The sequence below is a fragment of the Microbulbifer mixtoriginis (SeqCode) genome, from assembly GCF_052466695.1.
This window is the reverse complement of sequence record NZ_CP174285.1, coordinates 701,733-723,848: the sequence shown is the minus strand read 5'-3', so window position 1 is coordinate 723,848 and position 22,116 is coordinate 701,733. Positions and strand designations below refer to the sequence as shown.

Annotated in this window: 32 protein-coding genes; 1 reads left to right on the top strand and 31 read right to left on the bottom strand. The window is 44.5% G+C overall.

Annotated features, from left to right (window positions below; all coding sequences use genetic code 11):
• Positions 1 to 116: 116 nt before the first annotated feature.
• The 13 genes from ACJJI0_RS03200 to ACJJI0_RS03140 all read right to left on the bottom strand — a co-directional run bounded on the left by ACJJI0_RS03200 (position 117) and on the right by ACJJI0_RS03140 (position 8,167).
• Entirely contained in the window at positions 117 to 959 is an 843-nt protein-coding gene (locus ACJJI0_RS03200) for an IS3 family transposase (RefSeq protein WP_444885909.1), read from the bottom strand.
• On the bottom strand, positions 956 to 1,285 hold the full coding sequence (locus ACJJI0_RS03195) for a transposase (protein WP_444884643.1): 330 nt from the start codon (positions 1,283 to 1,285) through the stop codon (positions 956 to 958). Before ACJJI0_RS03195 ends, ACJJI0_RS03200 begins: the two co-directional genes overlap by 4 nt.
• A gap of 74 nt (positions 1,286 to 1,359) precedes the next feature.
• Positions 1,360 to 1,890 carry a hypothetical protein gene (locus tag ACJJI0_RS03190; protein ID WP_444884642.1) on the bottom strand — a complete coding sequence of 177 codons (531 nt, stop codon included), beginning with the start codon at positions 1,888 to 1,890 and terminating at the stop codon, positions 1,360 to 1,362.
• A complete protein-coding gene (locus ACJJI0_RS03185) occupies positions 1,850 to 2,809 on the bottom strand; it encodes a tetratricopeptide repeat protein (protein WP_444884641.1) in 960 nt (319 codons plus the stop codon). Before ACJJI0_RS03185 ends, ACJJI0_RS03190 begins: the two co-directional genes overlap by 41 nt.
• Before the next feature lie 103 nt (positions 2,810 to 2,912).
• Positions 2,913 to 3,317, bottom strand: a complete 405-nt coding sequence (locus ACJJI0_RS03180; protein WP_444884640.1) for a hypothetical protein — start codon at positions 3,315 to 3,317, stop codon at positions 2,913 to 2,915.
• Positions 3,307 to 3,693, bottom strand: coding sequence for a hypothetical protein (locus ACJJI0_RS03175; RefSeq protein WP_444884639.1), 387 nt, complete (start codon positions 3,691 to 3,693; stop codon positions 3,307 to 3,309). Before ACJJI0_RS03175 ends, ACJJI0_RS03180 begins: the two co-directional genes overlap by 11 nt.
• Before the next feature lie 1,226 nt (positions 3,694 to 4,919).
• Positions 4,920 to 5,177, bottom strand: coding sequence for a hypothetical protein (locus ACJJI0_RS03170; protein ID WP_444884638.1), 258 nt, complete (start codon positions 5,175 to 5,177; stop codon positions 4,920 to 4,922).
• 108 nt (positions 5,178 to 5,285) lie between these two features.
• Positions 5,286 to 6,173, bottom strand: coding sequence for an IS3 family transposase (locus ACJJI0_RS03165; RefSeq protein WP_444884637.1), 888 nt, complete (start codon positions 6,171 to 6,173; stop codon positions 5,286 to 5,288).
• Positions 6,125 to 6,478, bottom strand: a complete 354-nt coding sequence (locus ACJJI0_RS03160; protein ID WP_444884636.1) for a transposase — start codon at positions 6,476 to 6,478, stop codon at positions 6,125 to 6,127. The genes ACJJI0_RS03165 and ACJJI0_RS03160 overlap by 49 nt, the downstream gene beginning before the upstream one ends.
• Before the next feature lie 106 nt (positions 6,479 to 6,584).
• On the bottom strand, positions 6,585 to 6,869 hold the full coding sequence (locus ACJJI0_RS03155; protein ID WP_444884635.1) for a DUF7660 family protein: 285 nt from the start codon (positions 6,867 to 6,869) through the stop codon (positions 6,585 to 6,587).
• 102 nt (positions 6,870 to 6,971) lie between these two features.
• On the bottom strand, positions 6,972 to 7,259 hold the full coding sequence (locus ACJJI0_RS03150) for a hypothetical protein (RefSeq protein WP_444884634.1): 288 nt from the start codon (positions 7,257 to 7,259) through the stop codon (positions 6,972 to 6,974).
• A 98-nt stretch (positions 7,260 to 7,357) separates the two neighbouring features.
• Positions 7,358 to 7,672 (bottom strand): hypothetical protein, encoded by a 315-nt coding sequence (locus ACJJI0_RS03145; RefSeq protein ID WP_444884633.1) that lies wholly within the window; start codon positions 7,670 to 7,672, stop codon positions 7,358 to 7,360.
• An 81-nt stretch (positions 7,673 to 7,753) separates the two neighbouring features.
• Positions 7,754 to 8,167 carry a hypothetical protein gene (locus ACJJI0_RS03140; protein ID WP_444884632.1) on the bottom strand — a complete coding sequence of 138 codons (414 nt, stop codon included), beginning with the start codon at positions 8,165 to 8,167 and terminating at the stop codon, positions 7,754 to 7,756.
• A 325-nt stretch (positions 8,168 to 8,492) separates the two neighbouring features.
• Here ACJJI0_RS03140 and ACJJI0_RS03135 point away from each other — a divergent pair, with 325 nt between their 5' ends.
• Positions 8,493 to 9,434 carry an IS110 family RNA-guided transposase gene (locus tag ACJJI0_RS03135; protein WP_444884631.1) on the top strand — a complete coding sequence of 314 codons (942 nt, stop codon included), beginning with the start codon at positions 8,493 to 8,495 and terminating at the stop codon, positions 9,432 to 9,434.
• A gap of 37 nt (positions 9,435 to 9,471) precedes the next feature.
• Here the strand turns inward: ACJJI0_RS03135 and ACJJI0_RS03130 are convergent, their stop codons facing one another.
• From ACJJI0_RS03130 to ACJJI0_RS03045, 18 genes are all read right to left on the bottom strand, one after another.
• Positions 9,472 to 9,876, bottom strand: a complete 405-nt coding sequence (locus ACJJI0_RS03130; RefSeq protein ID WP_444884630.1) for a hypothetical protein — start codon at positions 9,874 to 9,876, stop codon at positions 9,472 to 9,474.
• A gap of 107 nt (positions 9,877 to 9,983) precedes the next feature.
• Entirely contained in the window at positions 9,984 to 10,283 is a 300-nt protein-coding gene (locus ACJJI0_RS03125; protein ID WP_444884629.1) for a hypothetical protein, read from the bottom strand.
• A 90-nt stretch (positions 10,284 to 10,373) separates the two neighbouring features.
• Positions 10,374 to 10,703: a hypothetical protein gene (locus ACJJI0_RS03120; RefSeq protein WP_444884628.1), complete on the bottom strand. Its 330-nt coding sequence runs from the start codon at positions 10,701 to 10,703 to the stop codon at positions 10,374 to 10,376.
• A gap of 151 nt (positions 10,704 to 10,854) precedes the next feature.
• Positions 10,855 to 11,184, bottom strand: a complete 330-nt coding sequence (locus ACJJI0_RS03115; RefSeq protein ID WP_444884627.1) for a hypothetical protein — start codon at positions 11,182 to 11,184, stop codon at positions 10,855 to 10,857.
• A 913-nt stretch (positions 11,185 to 12,097) separates the two neighbouring features.
• On the bottom strand, positions 12,098 to 12,478 hold the full coding sequence (locus tag ACJJI0_RS03110; RefSeq protein ID WP_444884626.1) for a DUF7674 family protein: 381 nt from the start codon (positions 12,476 to 12,478) through the stop codon (positions 12,098 to 12,100).
• 478 nt (positions 12,479 to 12,956) lie between these two features.
• Positions 12,957 to 13,328: a hypothetical protein gene (locus tag ACJJI0_RS03105; protein WP_444884622.1), complete on the bottom strand. Its 372-nt coding sequence runs from the start codon at positions 13,326 to 13,328 to the stop codon at positions 12,957 to 12,959.
• Between the two features lie 114 nt (positions 13,329 to 13,442).
• Complete coding sequence (locus ACJJI0_RS03100; RefSeq protein WP_444884625.1) at positions 13,443 to 13,946, bottom strand: YcxB family protein; 504 nt, start codon at positions 13,944 to 13,946, stop codon at positions 13,443 to 13,445.
• A 93-nt stretch (positions 13,947 to 14,039) separates the two neighbouring features.
• A complete protein-coding gene (locus ACJJI0_RS03095) occupies positions 14,040 to 14,456 on the bottom strand; it encodes a hypothetical protein (RefSeq protein ID WP_444884624.1) in 417 nt (138 codons plus the stop codon).
• A gap of 95 nt (positions 14,457 to 14,551) precedes the next feature.
• Positions 14,552 to 14,929: a hypothetical protein gene (locus tag ACJJI0_RS03090; protein WP_444884623.1), complete on the bottom strand. Its 378-nt coding sequence runs from the start codon at positions 14,927 to 14,929 to the stop codon at positions 14,552 to 14,554.
• The gene (locus ACJJI0_RS03085; protein WP_444884622.1) at positions 14,920 to 15,291 is read right to left on the bottom strand and encodes a hypothetical protein; all 372 of its coding nucleotides are present in this window, start codon (positions 15,289 to 15,291) and stop codon (positions 14,920 to 14,922) included. Before ACJJI0_RS03085 ends, ACJJI0_RS03090 begins: the two co-directional genes overlap by 10 nt.
• A gap of 1,046 nt (positions 15,292 to 16,337) precedes the next feature.
• The gene (locus ACJJI0_RS03080) at positions 16,338 to 16,715 is read right to left on the bottom strand and encodes a hypothetical protein (protein WP_444884621.1); all 378 of its coding nucleotides are present in this window, start codon (positions 16,713 to 16,715) and stop codon (positions 16,338 to 16,340) included.
• A gap of 87 nt (positions 16,716 to 16,802) precedes the next feature.
• Positions 16,803 to 17,216, bottom strand: coding sequence for a hypothetical protein (locus ACJJI0_RS03075; RefSeq protein WP_444884620.1), 414 nt, complete (start codon positions 17,214 to 17,216; stop codon positions 16,803 to 16,805).
• 73 nt (positions 17,217 to 17,289) lie between these two features.
• Positions 17,290 to 17,667 (bottom strand): Imm39 family immunity protein, encoded by a 378-nt coding sequence (locus ACJJI0_RS03070; protein ID WP_444884619.1) that lies wholly within the window; start codon positions 17,665 to 17,667, stop codon positions 17,290 to 17,292.
• An 847-nt stretch (positions 17,668 to 18,514) separates the two neighbouring features.
• Positions 18,515 to 18,925, bottom strand: a complete 411-nt coding sequence (locus ACJJI0_RS03065) for a DUF6228 family protein (RefSeq protein ID WP_444884618.1) — start codon at positions 18,923 to 18,925, stop codon at positions 18,515 to 18,517.
• A gap of 958 nt (positions 18,926 to 19,883) precedes the next feature.
• A complete protein-coding gene (locus ACJJI0_RS03060; protein ID WP_444884617.1) occupies positions 19,884 to 20,219 on the bottom strand; it encodes a hypothetical protein in 336 nt (111 codons plus the stop codon).
• A 472-nt stretch (positions 20,220 to 20,691) separates the two neighbouring features.
• Positions 20,692 to 21,081, bottom strand: coding sequence for a DUF6678 family protein (locus tag ACJJI0_RS03055; RefSeq protein ID WP_444884616.1), 390 nt, complete (start codon positions 21,079 to 21,081; stop codon positions 20,692 to 20,694).
• Between the two features lie 86 nt (positions 21,082 to 21,167).
• Positions 21,168 to 21,491, bottom strand: coding sequence for a hypothetical protein (locus ACJJI0_RS03050; RefSeq protein ID WP_444884615.1), 324 nt, complete (start codon positions 21,489 to 21,491; stop codon positions 21,168 to 21,170).
• Between the two features lie 110 nt (positions 21,492 to 21,601).
• A complete protein-coding gene (locus tag ACJJI0_RS03045) occupies positions 21,602 to 22,105 on the bottom strand; it encodes a hypothetical protein (RefSeq protein ID WP_444884614.1) in 504 nt (167 codons plus the stop codon).
• Positions 22,106 to 22,116: the final 11 nt, after the last annotated feature.

Here is a 22,116-nt window from a genome sequence, read left to right as displayed (position 1 = left end):
TTGCGTGAAAATGGGAGCGAAGCGATCCGCACAAAATGTGCATAGCATTGGGCATCCCGCATAGGCCCCGCCAGGGACCGTAGGGGACTTAACCCGCTTTTGCACACACCTAGTTGTTAGCATTTGATTTTATACTCAAATTCTTGAGGTGAAACATACCCAATTGACGAGTGCGATCTCTGATTGTTGTAGTAGCGCATATATTCAGTCACTGTCGTTCTTAGTTGTTGTGCAGAATCGAATACCTGGCGCTTAATACGCTCCGTTTTAAATTGGTGAAAGAATGACTCAATGAATGCATTGTCATTCATATTCTTCACGCGATTCATACTCTGACAGATCCCATATCGACGCAATCGCTCGCGATATTGGCCCGATAAGTACTCGCTGCCACGGTCAGAGTGAAAAATCAGCTCCGGATGATGTCCACGGTTTCGTACCGCCCTATCGATACTAGCCAGTGTCAAAGAGACATCCCTTCTATCACTCAGGGACCAAGAGACAACCCTCCTGCTGAAGCGATCCATGACTACTGACAAGTACTGCCAGCTGCCATCTCGGAGCTTTATATAAGTAACATCACCCACCCACAGCTGGTTCGGGCGAGTTAGCTTGATTCCCTCTATCTTACATGTGATCCCGTAAACATGTCTGTAAGTACCCGGCCTCGCCGTGTAGAGCCTCGATTTTACAGCCCTAAGACCATGATTTCGCATGATCCTTGCCACCCGTTTTTGACCAACTTTTATACCCCTCTTTTTCAGCTCCTGGGTGATCTTGGGACTACCATAGCAGCCATCATGTCGGTTGAAAATTGATCTTATATGTGCAAACAGCTCACTATCTTCTTGTCGACGTTCACACACGCCACGGCGGCGCCAAGAATTGTATCCATCACGGGTGACGTCATAGATCCGGCACATCATTGCGATACTGTGCTTCTCCCGGTTTTGATCTATGAACTCGAAGATTTCCCTTTTTGTTGTAAAGAGAATCGGATGGCTTTTTTTAAAAGGGCGTGCTCTTCCTGAAGCAGATTATGCTCCCGCTCCAGTTTCCTGAGACGCTTCAGCTCGGACTTTACCTCAGGATCTATGTTGATGCTTTTCTTCTTTGCCATGATCTGCCCCCGTCGCATTTCCATGCGCCAACGATAAAGCATCACTTCATGGATATCGAGAGCATCAGCCACGTGTTTTGCTAGTACACCGGGGATATCGGTTAGCGAAACCGCTGTTGCTTTAAAATCGTCATCGTAACGATTGTAGTGCTTTCTTCGTGCCATAAGACACCTCCTTACCAGTTAGGTGGAGGTGTGTGCAAAAGCGGGTTAGGTTCCTAGCAAACTGCCTGCGTTTGTTATGTGCGTTTAGCATTCCTGAGCATCTTAATACCTAAATACAGTAGGCATGTAGCTACAAAAATGCACAAAACCACCATAGCAACAAATAACTCAGGATTATCTTCAAATGTGATGAGGCGCCCTTTTCCACGACCTAGATAAAACTCCTGTTTGTATGTTGCCAAAAATGACCATAAATAAAAGAATGAGGAAACGAAGAGTATAAAAATCCCTTTGTACTCACTGTCTTCTCTTTTCTCGGCTATTTCTTCTTGTTCTTTGATTTTCGGAGTATTTCGCTCGGGTTTTCGGAGTTCTTCAACTAGCTTCTGGTATCTTTCAGGAAACCGATCCCTATCAATACTGGCTAAAGCCTCCAGTAACTCCTTCCGACTATAGTTTTTATAATCACTTTTCATCGCGTTGAAACTCTTGTCACATAACGCCTGCAACAAGGGCGAGCAATTTGTTGCGAGCCCTATTGCTTGCGCTTGTATGGTGTTTTGCTTATAAAATTTTACAGTATTTTTCGAATCGCTCTTGCGCATAATCGGCACCTGCATCAACCGCTTTTTTCCAATCCACGCAAGCTCCCTTATTATCACCTAATTTGTATTTAGAGTTACCCCTGTTATAAAAAGCCATTTGCTTGTTATCACTTCCGGCTTCAGCGAGTTCGATCACTTTGTTGTAATCCTGAATAGCACCTTTGTGATCTCCGTTCTCGTCTTTCGTGCTGCCTCGATTGGTTAAAGCACTTACAAAGTCTGGAGCAATTTCTAATGCTTTATCGTAATCTCTAATTGCTGCTTTCCAAGTATACAACTCGGTTTTTACAATTGCTCTTGAATAAAAAGAGTTCGGATCCTTGGGATTAATCTCAATAGCATAGCTCCAATACATCAAGGCTCCACTGAGATTACCTTTGTTGTATTCTTTCACGCCTTTATCAAAGTATTCATCTTCTTTCTCTTTAGAGAGAACTGGCAAGTCAGGATTTTTAGGGTCATATGGAGCACCATAACTTTCGAGCATAGCGTCAAACTCATAACCTCGCTTAGCCATATCTAAAGCCCAATACATGATAATTTCTTCTGTTATAGATATAGGGTTAGTGGTCATGGAAAGCTCCCACCCCCCCTCAACTTCCCTTATGTAATCCATTTTGTAAGGATAACTTTCTAATAAAAAAGCTGATAGTTTTTCAAGTTTTTCCTTGCTGTCAGATTTATACTGGAAATCGAATGAGCTTCTATCAAAGTCAGTAAGACCTCCTTCTTTCATGGAATCGTAGATCCCTAATGAAATATTCATCTCTCTACCAAATGCTTCTTTAAAGTCATTCCATGTAAAGTATGTATTTTCCATCTCTTCCCCCAGAGCTGGCCAAGATATAATAATGGCTATCACAGCAAATGATTTATAAGCTTGCTTTAGTAGTTTTTTTAAAGGAGTTTTAACTCTCATAACATTTGTCTTACACCTAACGCTAAGCTTTGGGGCGGAGTGCGTAGCAGGCCGTCCCAGCAGCCGGAGGCTGCGACAACAGCGCCTTGTTAGTGCGATAGTACTAATGAACTTGAACAATGAATTCCTCCGGGCTATTAGTTTTGGTTAGGCCTTCTTTTTCTCTAACAAATTCAGTTGAACGAGCAATACCACTTGGATCAACTGACAGTACAATTATTTCACCAGAGGGTTTCAGATGCCAACAACCCAGTTCTCGATCTACAGGCAGCTGTTTTTTAACATTGAGCACTTCTACTTCGTTAGGCAAATAGACCACACTACTTCCAGTCTTATAGCTGCTCCATCCGTCATAGCATGGCAGCTTAGCCAATCTCTCTTCCTGAACTGTTTGAGTACTGCAGCCGACCACTAGTAATGTAATTAGAAGTCCAAATATTTGGATCAAAGTAGCACCTAATGCCCACAGCAGGGGCGGCGCAAACTGCCTGTGATTGTTAAATGGCATAACCGCCGAGCCAACTGATTGTAAATGCAACAAATTCACCAACAACCTTTGGGTCATGTGTGTGTAATACGTCCTCCTCAACGAGAACACCACAATCTACCTTAACTGGATTTATTGAAACAATTTGTCCAAAAGCTCTGTATTTCCAGCCATGCACTTGCTCTAAAATTTTTTTTCCCGGACTTCCTTGGAAAATAGACTCCCAAGACTCTTCTTCGCCAAGCATGTTAGAGAACTCAAATTCAAACACACCTTCCTCTTTGGGTATGCTTTCGACATCAAGAGTCAACTCATCCATAACACAGTACTCAGTGCCCCCTATTTCAATAAGCGCCTCGAGATATGTGCCTTCTGTAGAAAGTAGCTTCGCTTTCATATTCGCAATTTAACGTCTACAAAAGGGGCGGCTGGAGCGTAGCGTAGGCCGTCCCGCGAAGGGCCAAAGGCCCGTAGCAACCTGCTTGTACTTGTTATACTTTTCTTGCGTCAAGTTAATCACCGACCGTACCAATTGAAAAAATGAAAAATAATATTGCTAGAGAGCCCACAAGAAACCATTGCCCATGCACAGCAAACACAATCATGCCAAGCAACAAGAAAATAATTATTAGAGTTGACCCTAGATCGTTAAGAACTTTCTTTCGCTTCAGTCTTTTAATCTTTGATTTTAATGCCTTTCCTGACAATGACTCTACGTTATTTTTCAAATATTAATCTTTCTTAATGTATAACGTTGAGGTAATGGGCAGCATTGCTGCGAAGCGGCGCTTAATGCTGTCCAGCCGCAGGCGCCATTGACCGTTTTGTTATGTGTTGTTTGTTTAGAACGCAAAACTTAACCCGCATAATGTGATTAGTAAATAAATGCATGCTAAACCAGCCCGCTGAAAAGAGTGCTGCCCCTTAAGTAGTATTTCACCGCTATACGGGACTCTCATTGGATGGCCAGTAATCATAGGAATAAGCTGGGAAAATCCGAAGAGATAAAGGAGGATAGAATACCTTGTATCGCCACTAATCTCTGTACCTGCCACCCCTACGCATGCCATGTAGAGAAGCGAGGCTAAAAATAAATAGATGGCGTATTTGATCATTGTACCTATTTCAAATGGACTATGAGTCATGCCTACACATAACGCCGCTAGCAAGGGCAGCCGAAGCAACGCGTAGGCTGTCCAGCCCAGACCCGAAGGGGTTGGGCGAGCTTGACTAGCCTGGTTATGGCTGGCGCGCACTGAACCACCTACTTGCTTTCTACCAGCCAACTTTGGCTGGCCACTGCCCGATAAATTTAAGGGAAAAAATATCATACTTTCCCAACCGGTTAACTATCTGATTGGCATTCCATGATGGCGTATCTGGCTTGCAGGGCTTGCTGACTTAAAACGATGGCACTTGAGCGAAACTGTGGTACCAAATTGCAGGAAAACTCTCAGAAAAAGTGCTCAGATAGAGATTGATGCTTGCAGCAGCTACAGAACATCTAAAAATTGACCGCCACAATAACGCTCAGCACACGGGCGGCCGAAGCATAGCGTAGGCCGTCCAGCCCGCTTTTTTTGCGGGCGATCGTGCTGCTGTTTGTTATGTATTTTGTGCATTTTAAAATTGTCCCGTGGCAAACAAGCCTGCTGCAACTAATACGACAAGGCCAGTGACACTGCACCAAAAACCATGATTATTGCCGCTATTACCCTCTAGATAGATAACTTGTTTTGGTGAAGGGTAACGACCGAGCGTGACAAGCTTACAGATAGGCCAGCCAGTCCAGTAGCAGATGGTGCCGAAGAATATCTCCGCCAAGATATATCCTATACCCCGGAAAAACCCCTTCCCTATCTCTCCAATTAACTCATCCATAACTACATTCTTTGCTCATACATAACGCATTGCTTTGGGGCGGCCGAAACAGAGCGAAGCGGCGTGTGAAGCCTCCCCCCTTAAAGTAGACGCCACCTTATATTCATCTTATGCGGCCATTCTTTCAAACTCATCTGGGCTTTTGAACCCAAGTGAACCATATCTTCTTTTAAAGTTATAGTACCTATCAAGATACCAAGATAAGTTAGTTCTTAGCTCCTCAATGGATTCAAAATTAAACCATTTGAAACTCTCAGTTTTCAGTGTTTGAAAAAATGATTCTACATACACATTATCATTCATAAATCCTGGACGGTTCATGCTCGGCTCAATACCCAGTTCTTTGAGTCGGTTTTGGTATGCATAAGCACCGTACTCAGAACCTCGGTCGCTGTGAAATATTAGATCTGACTCTATATTTCTGCGACAAACAGCTTTATTTAGCGCTGACAGTGTTAGCTCAACAGATCGAGTATCCGACAGCTCCCAACCCAACACTTTCCGGGAGTAAAGATCAATAATCACAGCTAAATATTGCCATTGCCCATTGATCTTCAGATAGGTTACATCACCAGCCCATTGTGAGTCTGGTTTACTCGGCATACCATGCTCTCTTTGTAAATTTTCAACCTTAATGCAAGGATTTCCAGGCAAAGGACGTCGACGATAGATCCTTCCAGCTTTCCCCACGATTCCAGCCTCTCTCATAAGGCGTTCAACGCGCTTGTGATTTATTCGTTCACCAGTAGCTTTCAGCTCTGCGCTAATTCTTGGACTTCCATAATTACCATCATGCTGCGCATAGATAGTTTCGATACACGCTAGAATTCTCCTATTTTCTATGTCTCGAGTACTCTCATCGCGGTTGAGCCACTTATAAAACCCTTGAGGTGAAACATTCAAGTATCTACATAAGTACCTGACACTAAAGTCTGATCGATTAAGAGCTATGAACGAGAATCTTTCAGCTTTGGATCTTTCAGGTACATTTCCCACTTTTTTAGGAAATCATTCTCCTTTTGCAATTTCTCAACCTGCTTTTTTAGACCTCTTATCTCTTTATCATAAGTTTGAGACTGAGTTTTCGTTGTCTTTGTCATTCTTATTCTACGACTGGGCTTCTCGACCAGCTTGCCTTCTCTACTTTCCTGTCGCCATCTATACACCATTACTGGATGCAAACCAATAATGTTGGCGATAGTAGTCGTTTCTACTTTCAGTTGATTAGTGAGAGCTACCACTCTAACTTTGAACTCTGTTGAATATTCAACAACCCGCTCTTCACTCAGTATTTTCGGCATTTTTTCCTACCCTATTCAAAAGGTAGGCGTCTACTCAATGGGGGAAGGTTTCTGTAGGCCGTCCCAGCCGCGCAGCGGCGACAACAGCAACTTGTTATGAGTGAACTTACTCATATGTTTTGCCTGCATGTAAAATTTTTGCTGCCCGTAACCAAGGATTAGCTTGCTCTGTAGTTTGATCTGAATCTTCTGCCCAAGCAATTGCACTCTCAAGAAAACCCTCGATAGTATTATTTTCCCAGCCTAATGCACCGGCACCATACGGGGATGAAGGATTTTCTTTTTCTAATTCTACTTCTCGCTCGCGATCTTTCATTAGCGCCTTGAGAAATAGCAAGAAAGTTGCCTCGTCATAAACTTTTTCGCTTAGATCAAATAAATCAGTTTCCATACTCTCTTTTACTCATAACGCCGCCAACACGGGCCGAAATGCAGTAGCGAAGCTGCGGAATGTAGGTCCAGCCAGCTTTGCTGGCGAGCGTGCTTGGCTTTGTTATGAGTTTTCTGCATCTGTGCACTTTTTAATATTGACTACTGCCTTGATGGCTAGCCCGATAATGACATAGAAAAGTATATTTAACGATAGTGCGATAGCCCAAGCATAAACTACATCGGAGGTTGGCTCAGGGTTAGCACCGAGAGACATTAATACCAAGGAGCTTGGCCAAAATAACAAAACAAGCTGCTGTAGTTCATTTGCTCTGATTAGGGGCTCAAACAATGCAACTAATGTTGGAACAACGAGCGAAGCAAAAATCCATTTTACAAGGTAACTTTTCATTGTCTAAGACTACGTGATTGACTCATAACGCCCCAATAACCGGCAGCCGGAGCATAGCGTAGGCTGTCCGGCGGAAGCCCGAAGGGCTGGAGTGAAGTTCATTGGCTGGTTATGAGTGTACTGACTAGCAACAACATTGCAAATATTAAAACACATAAAAGAGATGCCTTATATTTCTTAGCTACGCTAGTCCGCAACTGCAGAATTTCATCAGAGAAATTCTCTCGACCAAACTCTGTCTTACTTAAAATTAAGATCCAATAGTAATACGAACCATTTAATGCTGAGAAATATTTCTCATGCACTTTCGGCCGCTCTTTTTTAATCAAAGCAATAAGTGCTTTACCAGAAGCTGTTGCCCATAGGAAAAGCACCACACCCAATAGGAAAAACAGCAATGCAAAGATTAACATAGACCTATTCAACACTCATAACGCCCGCAGCACGGGCAAAATTGTAGCGCAGCGGAAATTTTGTCCCTGTGCCTGCGATTGTTATGAATTGCTATCACTGCCACTGTTAAGTTCAAACTTCATTTCATTTATTCTGTCGAACATGCACTGATTCGCTGGTACAGGAACTGGGCTAGCGGCAACTAATAATGCTGATATGGCAGATGGCTTGTCACATGTCACCACTTCGTGGCCGACAATGTGGCCATTTTTATCAATGTTTATTCGAACAGTACATTCGTGAGGTGAATTTTCTCCTTCGATCTGATCCCAGGCGCCTCTAAGTTTTGAGTCAACACCACCAATCGCTTTAGCAAAACCTTCTGAGTCACCGCAAAAGAATAGTTGCACTAATTGCTCTGCTTCAGTTCCATCCGCAACAATCACAGGCGTCTGTCGCTGACTACCCGCACATGCGGTTAAAAAAATCAAAGAAGCTAAAACTGCATACTTCATTGTTACTCCTGATTTACTCATAACGCCCAGCACACGGGCGGCCGAAGCGAAGCGTAAGCCGTCCAGCCAGCGTTTTTTGCGGGCGGTCGTGCTGCTGCTTGTATGGTTGTTCTTGTCCGATTCTGATGTTGAAAATCCTTTTCGCTAACGGGTAAATTGAGACCCACCTTCGGCGGCCACCGAAGGCCTTGTCTGTCACAGTTCGTTGCTGCGCCGGTTCATAAAGACCGTTAACAAGTATGAACGTGACAGACACTCACTAGGCATAACTCGAATAGTCATGTGGGCCTCGAGCCCGAATAGCAAGGCGGAGATAGCTTATCTTATGGAACCTCAAGAGATCAATGTCGGTATCGATACCAGCAGTAAACAACTCGATATTTATGTGAGACCTAATGGCCAGTTCTTTAGTGTTACCAACAACAAAGAGGGTATTAAAGACGCCATTAAACAACTACAACCCCTTAAACCTCAAAGAGTATTAATCGAGTCCACAGGGAGACTAGAATTAGAATTCGTCTGTGCTGCTCATAAAGCGGGACTGCCGATAGTTGTTTGCAATCCTTCACAAGTAAGAAACTTTGCAAAGTCAGCCGGGCGGCTCGCCAAAACAGATAAACTAGATGCAATTGATATCGCACATTTTGGTGAAGCAATGAAGCCAAGATTGTCATCAATCAAACCAGAAAAACTTAGAAATATTAGTGATTTACTGACGGTCAGGAAACAGTGCTTAGAGATGAGCACAATGCAAAAGAATCGTCTCAAAAGAATGCCCAAATCTGTTCACAAGCCCATTCAGGCTATCTTAAAAGTCATCAAGAAAGAGCTAGAAGGGGTCGATAAGCAACTTGATAAACTTGTTAACAGTGTTGCCGAGTGGCGACAAAAACGCGATCTCTTATCAAGCGCTAAAGGAGTCGGCAATGTACTGGCTTACACGCTAATGAGCGAACTTCCTGAGCTGGGCAAGTTGAACCGCAAAGAGATTGCGGCACTTGTGGGTGTCGCCCCGATGAATCGTGATAGCGGCAGCTTCCAGGGTAAACGCTATATTCGAGGTGGGCGACATCGTGTACGCACGGTTTTGTTTGTTTCTATGATGTCGGCAATACAATGTCACCCTAAATTAAAGCCAATGTATGAGCGCCTGGTCGCTGCTGGTAAACCTAAGAAAGTGGCCCTTATCGCATGTATGAGAAAGCAACTTACTATCCTAAATACGATGGTAAAAAACAACACTTACTGGGATGAAAAAATGGCTTAAATACTTGACAACGGACCATAGTCACTTGTTATGTGATTTACGCACAATCATCGATAGAAAAGGTAAATTCACGCAATATTCTACCTGTAGTATTAGAGTATCTATAGATCTGCTTTACACCTTTGCTCAATAGCTGATCATGGAATTTAGGTGTGTCACACATAACTCTTATAAAATTGTCTCTAAGACGGCCTCTATGTTCAACTTCACTATACTCGGGTATGGCAGCGAGAATTGTGTAGTCAAATATAATATCAAGTGATTCCGAATACACTCGCTCCAATCGAGTATATTCATCCAACATCCTGGGACTGCTTTTATTTGCGATAGAAGCAAAACTCTTTGCCATGTCGACAGCTAATGCATCAGGAGTTTCTGCACTAGAAACTATTGAAGACAAAAGTAATGTAGTAGCTATCGATATTCTTAATTTATTCTTCATCTATTTTTCAGGCACTGAATCTGACATTCACATAACGCCCAGCACACCGGCCGACTGAAGCGCAGCGGAAGGAGGTCCAGGCCAAAGGCCGAGGGTGCTGCTGCTTGTTAACTGTTTGTGCCAAAACCATAACCATATAACTCCGGAAAAAGAATCCCAAAACCAATTAAAACCAGAACAACGACCAAACCAATACAGATTGCTTTAGCTGGATGCAACTCTTTGCCATCTGGATTATCGATAGCGCCCGGCATGTTTTCTGGCATATGGATTATTTCACCAAAAACACCCAAACCAGCAACAATGATAAGAGACAAGTAAAAGCTCGCTCCGAAGAAGAACGATATAGCAATGACGAACGCTGCAGCCAGTATAGTTCTTATTGCAATTCCTTTAGCTTTACTCATGGCTCAGTGAATACAGTTAACGCCCCAATAACCGGCAGCCGGAGCATAGCGTAGGCTGTCCGGCGGAAGCCCGAAGGGCTGGAGTGAGGTTCATTGGCTGGTTATGAGTGTACTGACTAGCAACAACATTGCAAATATTAAAACACAGAAAAGAGATGCCTTATATTTCTTAGCTACGCTAGTCCGCAACCGCAGAATTTCATCAGAGAAATTCTCTCGACCAAACTCTGTCTTACTTAAAATTAGGATCCAATAGTAATACGAACCATTTAATGCTGAGAAATATTTCTCATGCACTTTCGGCCGCTCTTTTTTAATCAAAGCAATAAGTGCTTTACCGGAAGCTGTTGCCCATAGGAAAAGCACCACACCCAATAGGAAAAACAGCAATGCAAAGATTAACATCGACTTATTCAACACTCATAACGCCCACAGCAGGGGCGGCTTACCTTGTGCGCCGTTTGCGCAAAAATGGGAGCGTAGCGACCTGCGCAAATGGCGCACAAGGTAAGCCGTCCCGCGGAGGCCAGAAGGGCCGCAGCCTTGCTGCCTGTGTTTGTTATGGTAATTATTACTCGCACCTGCCTGTTTCATGAAGCTTGTTAGTGCATGTCCCACCGATTACGCAATGGATGGTTACAAGCATGACCTCTCCTTTGGCGGTACATTTCTCAGTTTTAATAAAAATAAAAAAATTCTCATCCTGAAGATACTGGCGCCTAAGATTTTCACCAGATCCTTTTGGCAATACCCTATCGTGATCTACGGCACTTTCAACCCTAGGCCCAGAATTAAGGAATTGCACCATCTGCTTATCAAGCTTTGAATCGTAGCTATTGCCGTAGACCGACCCGGAAAGCAATAACAATATGGAGCCGATAAACTTCATTGAATTATCCATAACGCCGCCAGCAGGGGCGACTTACATTGTGCGCTTTTTGCGCGAAAATGGGAGCGTTGCGACCGCGCAAAAAGTGCACAAGGTAAGGCGTCCCGCAGAGGGCCGAAGGCCCGTAGCATACTGCCTGGCCTTGTTAATTGCCGGCTCCTCGCTCATTAATTAGTTCTCGCTCCGCACGTTTGCGTAAAACAGAATAAACTATCAATGGCGGCCCGATTGCCATTGCTGCTGGAATTTTTATGAGCGACTTTAATCGAGTTCCATGTGATGTGCATTTTTCCGGATCGGGGTTTCCGCCACTCGACCTGAATATTGTTATATATCCGTGTGGCTCATCACGAGCGAGGCATTCAAATGTATTTAGATCCTGATTATACAGAAATAGACCGATCACGAGTCCCAAGCCAAGGTATATGCACACCGAGCTGATCAAAATTTTTCGAAGCATCCTTTCCTCGCAGCTCATACAAATTTAGTGAGCAATTAACGCCCAGCGCACAGGCGAACGGAGCGCAGCGTAGTGAGTCCAGCCCGCATATTTTGCGGGCGATTGTGCCGCTGCTTGTTATGTGTTTGTTTCATGCTACCTCCTTAGTCGCTTAAAAGTGTATAAGGCATAGATAGCCGGCGGCCCAATAGAGATAACTACAAAGAGATAGTTTTCCCACCAGGGCGGTGGCGGGCCACATTCATCTGTAACACACTGCCCAATGCCTACGTACAAAGTGGACAAAATTAAAACCACGAGAAACCATGCCAAGCAAAAAGCGATTACTTTCAGTAGCCTGACAAGCACAGCTTTCATAATCTCTCCGATTACTTTTACTCATAACGCCCACAGCACGGGCGGCCGGAGCGCAGCGGAGGCCGTCCTGCGGAGGCCCGGAGGGCCGTAGCAACGTGCCTGTGATTGTTAGAGCGGTGCTTGCCCGTGAAACCCGACATAGAGCCCCTTTAGATTCTTAGGCATTACTTCCCAGTACGGCCGAGCATTATCGCTATTTACTTGCCAAAACAGATTCTCTACGAACGCAACGTCAATTGCTTTCATTATTCCACTTTCACCGTGCTCGTACTCTGAACTAATGGTTTCAAGGAGTGCCTGATAATTATCAGCTGCCACTTTCTTTTTCATTTCGCTATTCAGGGCATTCGCTAGTGATTCAAACCAAGAATATGAAGAGAATTCCGTTTGGACCAACCTGTTCCAATAGTCATCATATAACTTGTCAGCATGTGCTGATATTTCAGGATAGGTTTCCTTAATTTGCCTACAAAAGGTATCTAAATCCATCTCGCTTCTCGGTCTGGAGTTCTAACGTTGCCAGCAAGGGCAGCCGAAGCGGAGCGTAGGCTGTCCAGCCCAGCCTCCAGCTGGGCGATCTTGCCTGGCCTGGTTATAGCTGGCGCGTACTGAACGACCTACTTGCTCTCTGCCAGCCACCCTTGGCTGGCCACTGCCCGATAAATTTACTGTGAAAAATACCATACTTTCCCCACCAGTTAACTAACTGTCTGGCACTCCACAATGCTGCAGCTAGCTTGCAGAACTTGTTGGCTTTATCCGAAGGCACTTGAACGAAACTGCAGTACCAGTTTTCGGGACAGTTTTCTGGCAAAGCGTATTCAGATAGAGGTTAGTTCTTGCAGTGTCTACAAAATATCTAAAAACTGACCGCCGCAATAACGTTGCCAGCAAGGGCAGCCGAAGCGGAGCGTAGGCTGTCCAGCCCAGCCTTCGGCTGGGCGAACTTGCCTGGCTTGGTTATAGCTTAAACCCATCTGTGTACCCCCCAACAAGCCAGAGCTACACTAACCGTAAAAAAACCAAAATATAGAAATGCAAATAGCTGGCTTGATGAAGCAAGACAAAGAAGACCAGCTATACCCAAAGCAACTAGAAGAACATTAAGCAAGGTAAATGCGTGCATTTTTTGTAGTGCAATAACTAGTGGTAAAGCGAGAAACGCAGTTAATACATAAGCGATTACTAAAGCAATTACGCTATAAAAATTAAAAACTTGCTTCCAATCTGTAACCGCGGATTCTTCTGGGTAAAACAGATGACTAGCCAAACCCATTACAAATATTGCAGGTATGATCGCTAACGGACCAACCAGTACCGAAATGATGTTTTTTCTCATTGTAGCGCTAAATATTCTCATGAACTATAACGCCGGCCACACAGGCGAGCGAAACGCAGTGTAGCGAGTCCAGCCAAATGCGCTTTTTGCATTTGGCGATTGTGCTGGCCTTTGTTAAGCATTTTCACCTACCCTACTAGAAAGTATATTACCGAACTCTTCGTATTTAGCTAAAGAGCTAAACGAACGCCTTGGCAGCATGTGGAATAGATACTGGTTTACTCTGACTAGTATGTAATTTTTATTGATTTTAACATCATCTATACCTGACCACTTTATAAGCGCCTCATTAGCTTCGGTGCTCTCGGATAACCCTTCCTCGGTAATAACGTATTCATGCTTACCCAATACACCCGATTTAGAGTTAGACATTAGCAAGATGCAGCCCAAGTTCCATAACCATGCTATCAGTGTGGCTACAAGCGCACCAATAAAACTGGACACAACTCCAATGAGCGTACTCTTGGTGAAAAATGTAAATCCATCCTTGTAGCTAAGAAAAACAAACATACCGAGAAATAGCACCATAAAATATATCCAGGTGCCTCTGTTTCTTGGAAAAAAATAGCAGCTTAGGTTTATAAGGTCTTTCTTTGTAATATGCGCTTCAATTTTCATTGTATTGCTTAACGCCTCAATAACCGGCAGCTGTAACGGAGCGAAGCGCAGTGTAAGCTGTCCGGCGCCGAAGGCGCGGAGTTAATTGACTTGTTATGCATTGCCGATTCTCGGTTGGTTGTGCAAGAAAAGGACGAGGTTTTTGACACTTGTAACCTTATTAAAATACGGATTATTTTCGGGTTGCTCAGTATCGATACCTAGCCGATCTGCTACTGACCAGTAAATATCATCAAGATCGTCAGGGTGCATATTATATGTTTCTTCAAACATATCCTCGGCTTTAACAGGAAATGGCTTGCCGTTGTAGTTGCCTAAATTTAGCTGCACTTCGTTCCATACTTCACGCATTATTTTAGTATCTACATTCCTGTAATCGAAAGCTCTAGCATACTCACAGACATTAGGATTACCTCTTTCAATCGCGATCTTTCTCATTCTGTAATGATCGACGATCATCCAAATCACGATCCCCAGAACTGAAGCACAAACAATAAGAAATGTGTTCATGATCTACCTATGCATAACGTTGCCAACAGGGGCGGCCGAAGCATAGCGTAGGCCGTCCAGCCCAGCCAATAGCTGGGCGAGCCTGCTTGGCCTGGTTATGTGGTTGGGGGTATATCAGAATGCTCGCCATTTTTAATTACCGCACGCATGAAATCAATTAAGTGTACTAATACCAGAGTTATTAAAACGCCTATGAATTCAGCACCAAGAGGTATTATCTCATCTTTCCCAAGTAAGAAGCGAATCAATCCTACAAGAACTATTGAGGCACACAATGTAAAAATAAGCTTAAGTAAGTGTCTGATAAAAATTTTACCGCAACCACCCGCTTTGAACCCATCAATGACATCAATCATATTTCTACTCATTGACACATAACGTTGCCAGCAAGGGCAGCCGAAGCGGAGCGTAGGCTGTCCAGCCCAGCCTTCGGCTGGGCGAACTTGCCTGGCTTGGTTATAGCTTAAACCCATCTGTGTACCCCCCAACAAGCCAGAGCTACACTAACCGTAAAAAAACCAAAATATAGAAATGCAAATAGCTGGCTTGATGAAGCAAGACAAAGAAGACCAGCTATACCCAAAGCAACTAGAAGAACATTAAGCAAGGTAAATGCGTGCATTTTTTGTAGTGCAATAACTAGTGGTAAAGCGAGAAACGCAGTTAATACATAAGCGATTACTAAAGCAATTACGCTATAAAAATTAAAAACTTGCTTCCAATCTGTAACCGCGGATTCTTCTGGGTAAAACAGATGACTAGCCAAACCCATTACAAATATTGCAGGTATGATCGCTAACGGACCAACCAGTACCGAAATGATGTTTTTTCTCATTGTAGCGCTAAATATTCTCATGAACTATAACGCCGCCGGCAGGGGCAGCTTACCTTGTGCGCCTTTTGCGCGAAAATGGGAGCGTAGCGACCTGCGCAAAAGGTGCACAAGGTAAGCTGTCCCACGGAGGGCCGCAGGCCCGGAGTAAATTGCCCGGCCTTGTTATGCGTGCCGCACCCAACCGAGACTCAGTACATAGCGGGTACCTGAGATGACCCTTGATACTGAGTGCTCCGAGAGATCAGGACGAAAGTACTTTACTCTCGTATTTTCGAAAATCGGCGAACTGCATAGAAACTCACCACCTGATTTTGCCTTTTTTATAACCACATTTAAGCGATAGTGGCTGCCTGAACTAACTTTATCCGTATGTGGTGGAATTTCCGCACCTTCTTTGAACCGCAACAGGTAAAAATCAAAAGGGATAGGCCATTTCGAACCGAGCAAGAATAGCTTTTCATAACCGGTGTTTTGCCTACCTTTCTCCCATCTCCACAACTTCAATTTTTAGACTCTCAACTCTTCAATTACTCAGATGCATAACGTTGCCAGCAAGGGCAGCCGAAGCGGAGCGTAGGCTGTCCAGCCCAGCCTCCAGCTGGGCGATCTTGCCTGGCCTGGTTATAGCTGGCGCGTACTGAACGACCTACTTGCTCTCTGCCAGCCACCCTTGGCTGGCCACTGCCCGATAAATTTACTGTGAAAAATACCATACTTTCCCCACCAGTTAACTAACTGTCTGGCACTCCACAATGCTGCAGCTAGCTTGCAGAACTTGTTGGCTTTATCCGAAGGCACTTGAACGAAACTGCAGTACCAGTTTTCGGGACAGTTTTCTGGCAAAGCGTATTCAGATAGAGGTTAGTTCTTGCAGTGTCTACAAAATATCTAAAAACTGACCGCCGCAATAACGCCGTTAGCAACGGCCGTAGTAGAGGTATTTGTGTTGTGCTAGCGTCAGCGTTAAAGCACATAAACAAACACCGGAACGGAGGTCCAGCACCGGAGGTGCGATGTTGGCTAACCTTGTTAGGAGTGTACAACCTCTACTCATAGATAAACTCTTTATAGGCAGTGTACCCGGGACCAACAATGTCGACCCTATAACCATTGCCTTTAACCATTTTTATACTCGCGGTAGTTTCAACAAACTCCTGAGGGACAATGCCATAGACTATGACGGGGATTGGCACAGCTTCGCCAGACGTTCTAATTTCCCAAACCGTCTTTTCATTTTTCCATCCCTTACCAGACCTTACGGTAACAGATACAAGAGATATCTTGCGGTCAGATTTAAAAACAAGTCCTGACTTTTCCACCGAAAACAACATGGCACCATTGTGTCTTGACGTCTTAACTGGCACGATAACCATGCAAGCAGAGACTAATACCGCAACGACAAAAATGAAAAATGCGTTCTTCAACCCAAGAACTCCTAACGCTGCCAGCACAGGCCGGAGCACGCAGTGCGGAGGTCCAGCCCACGAAGTGGGCGATTGTGCCTGGTCTTGTTAAATTTTTTTCTCATAGTGCCGCGCTACAGGTGAGTAATACATTAATGCCAGCAGCACGCCAGACAACACCATAGATATGTCATAGAGCACTTGGCTGAAACCGCTGTAAACCGTAACGCCCATGAATGGATAAAGAGCAAATGCAGCAACAAACCCAGCAGCATAAACATGTCTTGCCCATGACTTGAACAGAAGCAAACCGACCACTGAAACTAGTGCCATAATGATGGCAAGAACAGCTAGTGCGCCAGCCACAACAAGTTTTGTGCCGTCAATTTCTGGCTCTATCTCGACAATATAATCAAAAACCTGGTCGGTTATTGGGTCAGGCCAAATATAGTCGTACACGCCAGAAAGCAAACCTATGGCTAGCGATAGTACAATTAGAGTTCGATATTGATTCTTGCTCATATAAATTTAACACCTCAAGCAGCGGCGCGCGTTAGCGCGTCCAGCCACGAAGTGGCGATGCTGCCTTGACTTGTTAAATGTTGATTTGGCACAGGCCATACTTTGCCTCTACTGCTTTAAATACTTTTACAAGCTCACCTTTTACCATTGCCTTCAGCTGCTCAGGGCTATTTTCTATTTCCTTACCTTCGGAAAGGCTGATAGTTGTTGCAACCTCAAGACTATTTTTGGCCTTACGCAATGGGCCTATTTCTGGGGCCTCAATTCTTTCATTGCCCCAGCGAATGATCATATTTATTTCTTTGAACGGCATTTCATCAAAGGCTCTGCTTTGTTCGATGATGAGTTTAACTTCTTCACAAACAGAAGCCATTGCTTGGCCGATATTCTTAATTCGACCCTTAACTAAACCCACTCCGCCAATAAGTACTGGATATTCGCTCATAGACATTTAACGTTGCCAGCAAGGGCAGCCGAAGCGGAGCGTAGGCTGTCCAGCCCAGCCTCCGGCTGGGCGATCTTGCCTGGCCTGGTTATAGCTGGCGCGCTCTGAACGACCTACTTGCTCTCTGCCAGCCAACTTTGGCTGGCCACTGCCCAATAAATTTACAGGGAAAAGTACCATACTTTCCCCACCAATTAACTATCTGCCTGGCACTCAACAATGCGGCAGCTAACTTGCAGAACTTGTTGGCTTAAAACGAAGGCTCTTGAACGAAACTGCGGTACCAGTTTGAAGGAGAACTCTCTGGCGAAGCGTGTTCAGGTAGAGATTGTTACTTGCAGCAACTACAAACTATCTAAAAATTGACCGCCACAATAACGCTCTGCGCACAGGCGAGCGAAACGTAGTGCAGCGAGTCCAGCCCGCGCTTCTTGCGGGCGATTGTGCCGCAGTTTGTTATAAGTTTTTGCCACGATGTTTCTTCCTTAACGCCCTAGCACTAACTGGCTTTAGTGGGCAGTATTTTGCAAAAACAAACTCAGCTAAAAACGGACCCGCTAGTAGTAAGGAGCCAAAAACCAGTAAACTTTGAAACCTCAATCCCAAGTAAATAGCAAGAATAGGTATAAACGCGCATCCGAACGCTATCACCCTCTTAGATAAGGCTGCATATTCATACTGGAAAAAGCATTTCTCACAATGCATTCTACTTGAGAAAGATAACATCTTTACCTTTACAGTTTTCTCTTTACATTTTGGGCATTTTCTCAACATGACTTATAACGCCGCCAGCACGGGCCGGAGCACGCAGTGCGTAGGTCCAGCCCCTAAGGGGCGAGTGTGCCTGGCCTTGTTATAAGTTTGCATTGATTCGGAAGAATTTATAGATGTTACGTGACAACTGGCTTAGCTGCCCCGACTCAATACATATGTTTGCAATAGCACGCCACTCATAGTTATATAAGTTGAGTTGAAAGCTTAGATTGACGTGACCTGTGTTCGATATTGTGGCTTCTAGCCTAAATTCATCCTCCAGTGCTCGCCAAGATTTCTCACCCTCCCAGCCTGACCAGTTGTCATCGAGGTCTTTAAAGAACTCCCAAATTGCGACTGTATACGGCAAGTTCTCTACTTTGACGGTTGCATTCATTGCGTCCGACTTTAGATGCAGATCATAGTACTCTACCCACCCCTCATCATTGAGTCGTGGGTTATCGAGAACTACGCAATAATCTGATTCGTTTCCTATCTGAAGCTGATCCATGGTTTTACTTATAACGCCTCAATAACCGGCAGCTGTAACGAAGCGAAGTGTAGTGTAAGCTGTCCGGCGCCGAAGGCGCGAAGTTGATTGATTTGTTAACTTTTGACACTAGCTACATGCTCATATGATTTTGAAATTGCGCCGGCAACCATGCCTGAAATGGCTGGGCACAACTTTACATAGTGATTGGCCATCTCTATAAACTCTAATTCTGGCCATTCATGCCGCTTAGTGCGCTCAACTTGAATCTTTGACGTCACACGGTGCTGAATCTCATTAAGCCACTTTAGCTGATCTAATTTCTCAGAATCCGAGGTGTCATCGTTTGACCAAACTAGCCTAGCGGATACGGTCAGATTGTGTGCAAGTGACTCGTAGAAGTACACCTTCCACTCCTTTGATAGTGAACCAACTAATTCTGGAAATTCACTCGCTTTGATCTCGATGCTCCTGGAAAGTTAACGCCGCTAGCAAGGGCAGCCGAAGCAACGCGTAGGCTGTCCAGCCCAGCCCCGAAGGGGGTGGGCGAGCTTGCCTAGCCTGGTTATGTGTTGATGCTCAAAATACACGAGTACCCTCGGGTATGCGATTTTTAATGTTACTTTCTTCTTCTGTTAAGCAGTGGCACGTATTGCCACCAATGCCATAACGCCCGCTTGGGGTATAACGAAAGTCAGGGAACTCTTTTTCGAGGCAGATATTCTCACACTTATTCCGACCTTTGCTTACGTCAGAGAATATAAGAAATAAACCAATGGCAATTACAGGAAGAAATACCCACTTGAAGATCTTTAACTCGAATGATGTTGGCTCCTTGTCTGGTAGACGTTCGTACAATTCTAATTTCCTATAGACACATAACGCTCACAGCAGGGGCGGCCGAAGCGAAGCGTAGGCCGTCCCGCGGAGGCCCGAAGGGCCGTAGCAACCTGCCTGTGATTGTTAGGTGAGTTCCTGCCTAGTAGTACGGAACTATCCATGGCAGCTCCTCTATTGGCTTGAGAGATTTAGGATCAAAAACAATATGATATTCACCATCCAATACTGCGCCGCAATTTTTGTTATCTTGGGGATATGAGACAGCTACCAGACATGAATTTCTGAAATCTCTGTGGAAGAACGCATCACCAGCGAGAACATCCGAGCACTCTCCATTTGGTGCTTCATTCATAAATACACGAATATTCCGTTCAAGAGTTGCAGCCTCTACTGCAGATATTTTGCAGCTACGAATATCTGTATCAGCACAGCCAGATAGAAAGCTAACGAACAGAAGAGCTACGTATTTCTTCATTTACTCACCTAACGTTGCCAGCTGGGGCGGCCTACGCTGTTTATGCGCTCAGCGCATAGCGTGGGCCGTCCCGCGGAAGCGCGTAGCGCCGGAGCGTACAGCCTAGCCTTGTTAAAAATGATTACCTTCTGAGCTATTTCAAAGGCCATATTTTGACTCCAGCACACACCAATGCTGCTACAAGTACCCCTTGGAGCGCGGCTATTACGGGGACCAGGGCCAAGAGCAAAATGAGAGGTTTTCCTAGCTCTGGACCAAAAAAGTATCCAAGTAAAATAGCTATGAATGCCAGAATACTTACGCTAGTAAACCAGCCGCGCCAAACAATTTTGAAGAGATATCCTGTGTTCATAGACCGATTTTTAACGCCGCTATCACTGGACAGCGGGCTGTAGTTGTAATTTATGTTAACGAAGCGGCAGCGTAGTGCATAAATTGCAACGAAGGACTGCTGTTCCGGTGAATAGCTTTGTTATACGAATTCAGGGCAAGCTCCTGGGTTTAAGTAACCCCAAACTCGAAAGTATGATTCCTGATTTGAATATTTAATACTGTATCTCTTTAAGATACTTAGTATCTCCGCAGACCTATCAGTTTTTTTATCTGATATGAGATGACCTTGATACTCACTTACAATAGGGTTGAAATCAAGCCATTCTATTGCTGAAGAATATTCGAATAATTGATCCCACCAAACTGGACTAAAGCCAAAAATCTCATCTGACGTAATTAGTTTATAACGAACACAGATATATGAAGAATGAAGCTTTTCAAGGTCCTCGCAAACTTCACGCCACTTGGTTTTGTTCATTGCAGAGACCAACTGACGTTCATTGATAATCTTAAGGAGCTTCTCGTTCATATTTCGATCGTATAACGCTTCAATAACCGGCAGCCAGAGCGTAGCGTAGGCTGTCCGGCGCCGAAGGCGCGTAGTTCATTGATTTGTTAAACATAATACACCACCAATACCACTAGAACTAAAATTAACAACAGGTAGATTGGTTTGATCTCGATGGAGCCGGCATTCTCTGCCTCAGCCTCTAACTTCAGTAGTTTTTCGGTATCGCCAATATTGTTTAGGAGCATTTTATTTGAGAATTTCGCAATCCTAATACTCCATTCATTAGGGCCAAGCTCTTCTAAAGAATCACAAAGGGCAGTCAGCTCTCTAGATTCTTGTTCGGGGAGACTTTCAATAACCTCAGAGATCAAATCATGCAACTCGATAATATCCATTAGATGTTTAACGACCGCAGCAGGGGCGACCAATGTTGTGCACCTATTGTGCTAAAAAGGAGCGCAGCGACAAGCACAATAGGTGCACAGCGTTGGGCGTCCCGCGCAGGCCCGAAGGGCCGGAGCTATACTGCCTGCGTTTGTTAAAGGGACTTGCCACACCACTGTGTTACTGCCACTTTAGGATCAACCTCAGGCTCATTAACCTTTTCACCAGAGCTAGCCGCGCACTCGTTACTACCACACGTATATCCAACAGCACGATCTACTTCTCCGTACTCTTGAATTAAGCCAACAGCTGCATTGTTACGAAGATAGAAGCGATTCTTATACGTTCCAGTTGGTACTGCGAGCGGAACTGGTACTACGCCAACAAATGCTCCAGCACCAGCCCACGACGTTCCGTCTTTATATATAAGTACTTTGCAATACTCAAATTGATCTACAGAATCAGGTTTTCCCCAACGTTCGATAATTTCAAGTTCTGAGTAAGGCGAATCTCTCTTTTCGAATGAGAATTTATTTCTCTCATTCCCTAGACTGAATTCTGTTCTAGCCCATTCTTTTTTCCCGTAAGTTCCAACAGCAAAACCAACACAACCCGACATTATGCTTAGGGAGACTATTACGAGAACTGCTCTAATCATTGACGTACCTT

What these genes read in the sequence shown, in the direction of transcription:
- ACJJI0_RS03195 (WP_444884643.1), bottom strand. Translation starts at nt 1,285, where the DNA reads ATGGCACGAAGAAAGCACTACAATCGTTACGATGACGATTTTAAAGCA.
- ACJJI0_RS03190 (WP_444884642.1), bottom strand. Translation starts at nt 1,890, where the DNA reads ATGCGCAAGAGCGATTCGAAAAATACTGTAAAATTTTATAAGCAAAAC.
- ACJJI0_RS03185 (WP_444884641.1), bottom strand. Translation starts at nt 2,809, where the DNA reads ATGAGAGTTAAAACTCCTTTAAAAAAACTACTAAAGCAAGCTTATAAA.
- ACJJI0_RS03180 (WP_444884640.1), bottom strand. Translation starts at nt 3,317, where the DNA reads ATGCCATTTAACAATCACAGGCAGTTTGCGCCGCCCCTGCTGTGGGCA.
- ACJJI0_RS03175 (WP_444884639.1), bottom strand. Translation starts at nt 3,693, where the DNA reads ATGAAAGCGAAGCTACTTTCTACAGAAGGCACATATCTCGAGGCGCTT.
- ACJJI0_RS03170 (WP_444884638.1), bottom strand. Translation starts at nt 5,177, where the DNA reads ATGGATGAGTTAATTGGAGAGATAGGGAAGGGGTTTTTCCGGGGTATA.
- ACJJI0_RS03160 (WP_444884636.1), bottom strand. Translation starts at nt 6,478, where the DNA reads ATGCCGAAAATACTGAGTGAAGAGCGGGTTGTTGAATATTCAACAGAG.
- ACJJI0_RS03155 (WP_444884635.1), bottom strand. Translation starts at nt 6,869, where the DNA reads ATGGAAACTGATTTATTTGATCTAAGCGAAAAAGTTTATGACGAGGCA.
- ACJJI0_RS03150 (WP_444884634.1), bottom strand. Translation starts at nt 7,259, where the DNA reads ATGAAAAGTTACCTTGTAAAATGGATTTTTGCTTCGCTCGTTGTTCCA.
- ACJJI0_RS03145 (WP_444884633.1), bottom strand. Translation starts at nt 7,672, where the DNA reads ATGTTAATCTTTGCATTGCTGTTTTTCCTATTGGGTGTGGTGCTTTTC.
- ACJJI0_RS03140 (WP_444884632.1), bottom strand. Translation starts at nt 8,167, where the DNA reads ATGAAGTATGCAGTTTTAGCTTCTTTGATTTTTTTAACCGCATGTGCG.
- ACJJI0_RS03135 (WP_444884631.1), top strand. Translation starts at nt 8,493, where the DNA reads ATGGAACCTCAAGAGATCAATGTCGGTATCGATACCAGCAGTAAACAA.
- ACJJI0_RS03130 (WP_444884630.1), bottom strand. Translation starts at nt 9,876, where the DNA reads ATGAAGAATAAATTAAGAATATCGATAGCTACTACATTACTTTTGTCT.
- ACJJI0_RS03125 (WP_444884629.1), bottom strand. Translation starts at nt 10,283, where the DNA reads ATGAGTAAAGCTAAAGGAATTGCAATAAGAACTATACTGGCTGCAGCG.
- ACJJI0_RS03115 (WP_444884627.1), bottom strand. Translation starts at nt 11,184, where the DNA reads ATGGATAATTCAATGAAGTTTATCGGCTCCATATTGTTATTGCTTTCC.
- ACJJI0_RS03110 (WP_444884626.1), bottom strand. Translation starts at nt 12,478, where the DNA reads ATGGATTTAGATACCTTTTGTAGGCAAATTAAGGAAACCTATCCTGAA.
- ACJJI0_RS03105 (WP_444884622.1), bottom strand. Translation starts at nt 13,328, where the DNA reads ATGAGAAAAAACATCATTTCGGTACTGGTTGGTCCGTTAGCGATCATA.
- ACJJI0_RS03100 (WP_444884625.1), bottom strand. Translation starts at nt 13,946, where the DNA reads ATGAAAATTGAAGCGCATATTACAAAGAAAGACCTTATAAACCTAAGC.
- ACJJI0_RS03095 (WP_444884624.1), bottom strand. Translation starts at nt 14,456, where the DNA reads ATGAACACATTTCTTATTGTTTGTGCTTCAGTTCTGGGGATCGTGATT.
- ACJJI0_RS03090 (WP_444884623.1), bottom strand. Translation starts at nt 14,929, where the DNA reads ATGGGTTTAAGCTATAACCAAGCCAGGCAAGTTCGCCCAGCCGAAGGC.
- ACJJI0_RS03085 (WP_444884622.1), bottom strand. Translation starts at nt 15,291, where the DNA reads ATGAGAAAAAACATCATTTCGGTACTGGTTGGTCCGTTAGCGATCATA.
- ACJJI0_RS03075 (WP_444884620.1), bottom strand. Translation starts at nt 17,216, where the DNA reads ATGAGCAAGAATCAATATCGAACTCTAATTGTACTATCGCTAGCCATA.
- ACJJI0_RS03070 (WP_444884619.1), bottom strand. Translation starts at nt 17,667, where the DNA reads ATGTCTATGAGCGAATATCCAGTACTTATTGGCGGAGTGGGTTTAGTT.
- ACJJI0_RS03065 (WP_444884618.1), bottom strand. Translation starts at nt 18,925, where the DNA reads ATGGATCAGCTTCAGATAGGAAACGAATCAGATTATTGCGTAGTTCTC.
- ACJJI0_RS03060 (WP_444884617.1), bottom strand. Translation starts at nt 20,219, where the DNA reads ATGAAGAAATACGTAGCTCTTCTGTTCGTTAGCTTTCTATCTGGCTGT.
- ACJJI0_RS03055 (WP_444884616.1), bottom strand. Translation starts at nt 21,081, where the DNA reads ATGAACGAGAAGCTCCTTAAGATTATCAATGAACGTCAGTTGGTCTCT.
- ACJJI0_RS03045 (WP_444884614.1), bottom strand. Translation starts at nt 22,105, where the DNA reads ATGATTAGAGCAGTTCTCGTAATAGTCTCCCTAAGCATAATGTCGGGT.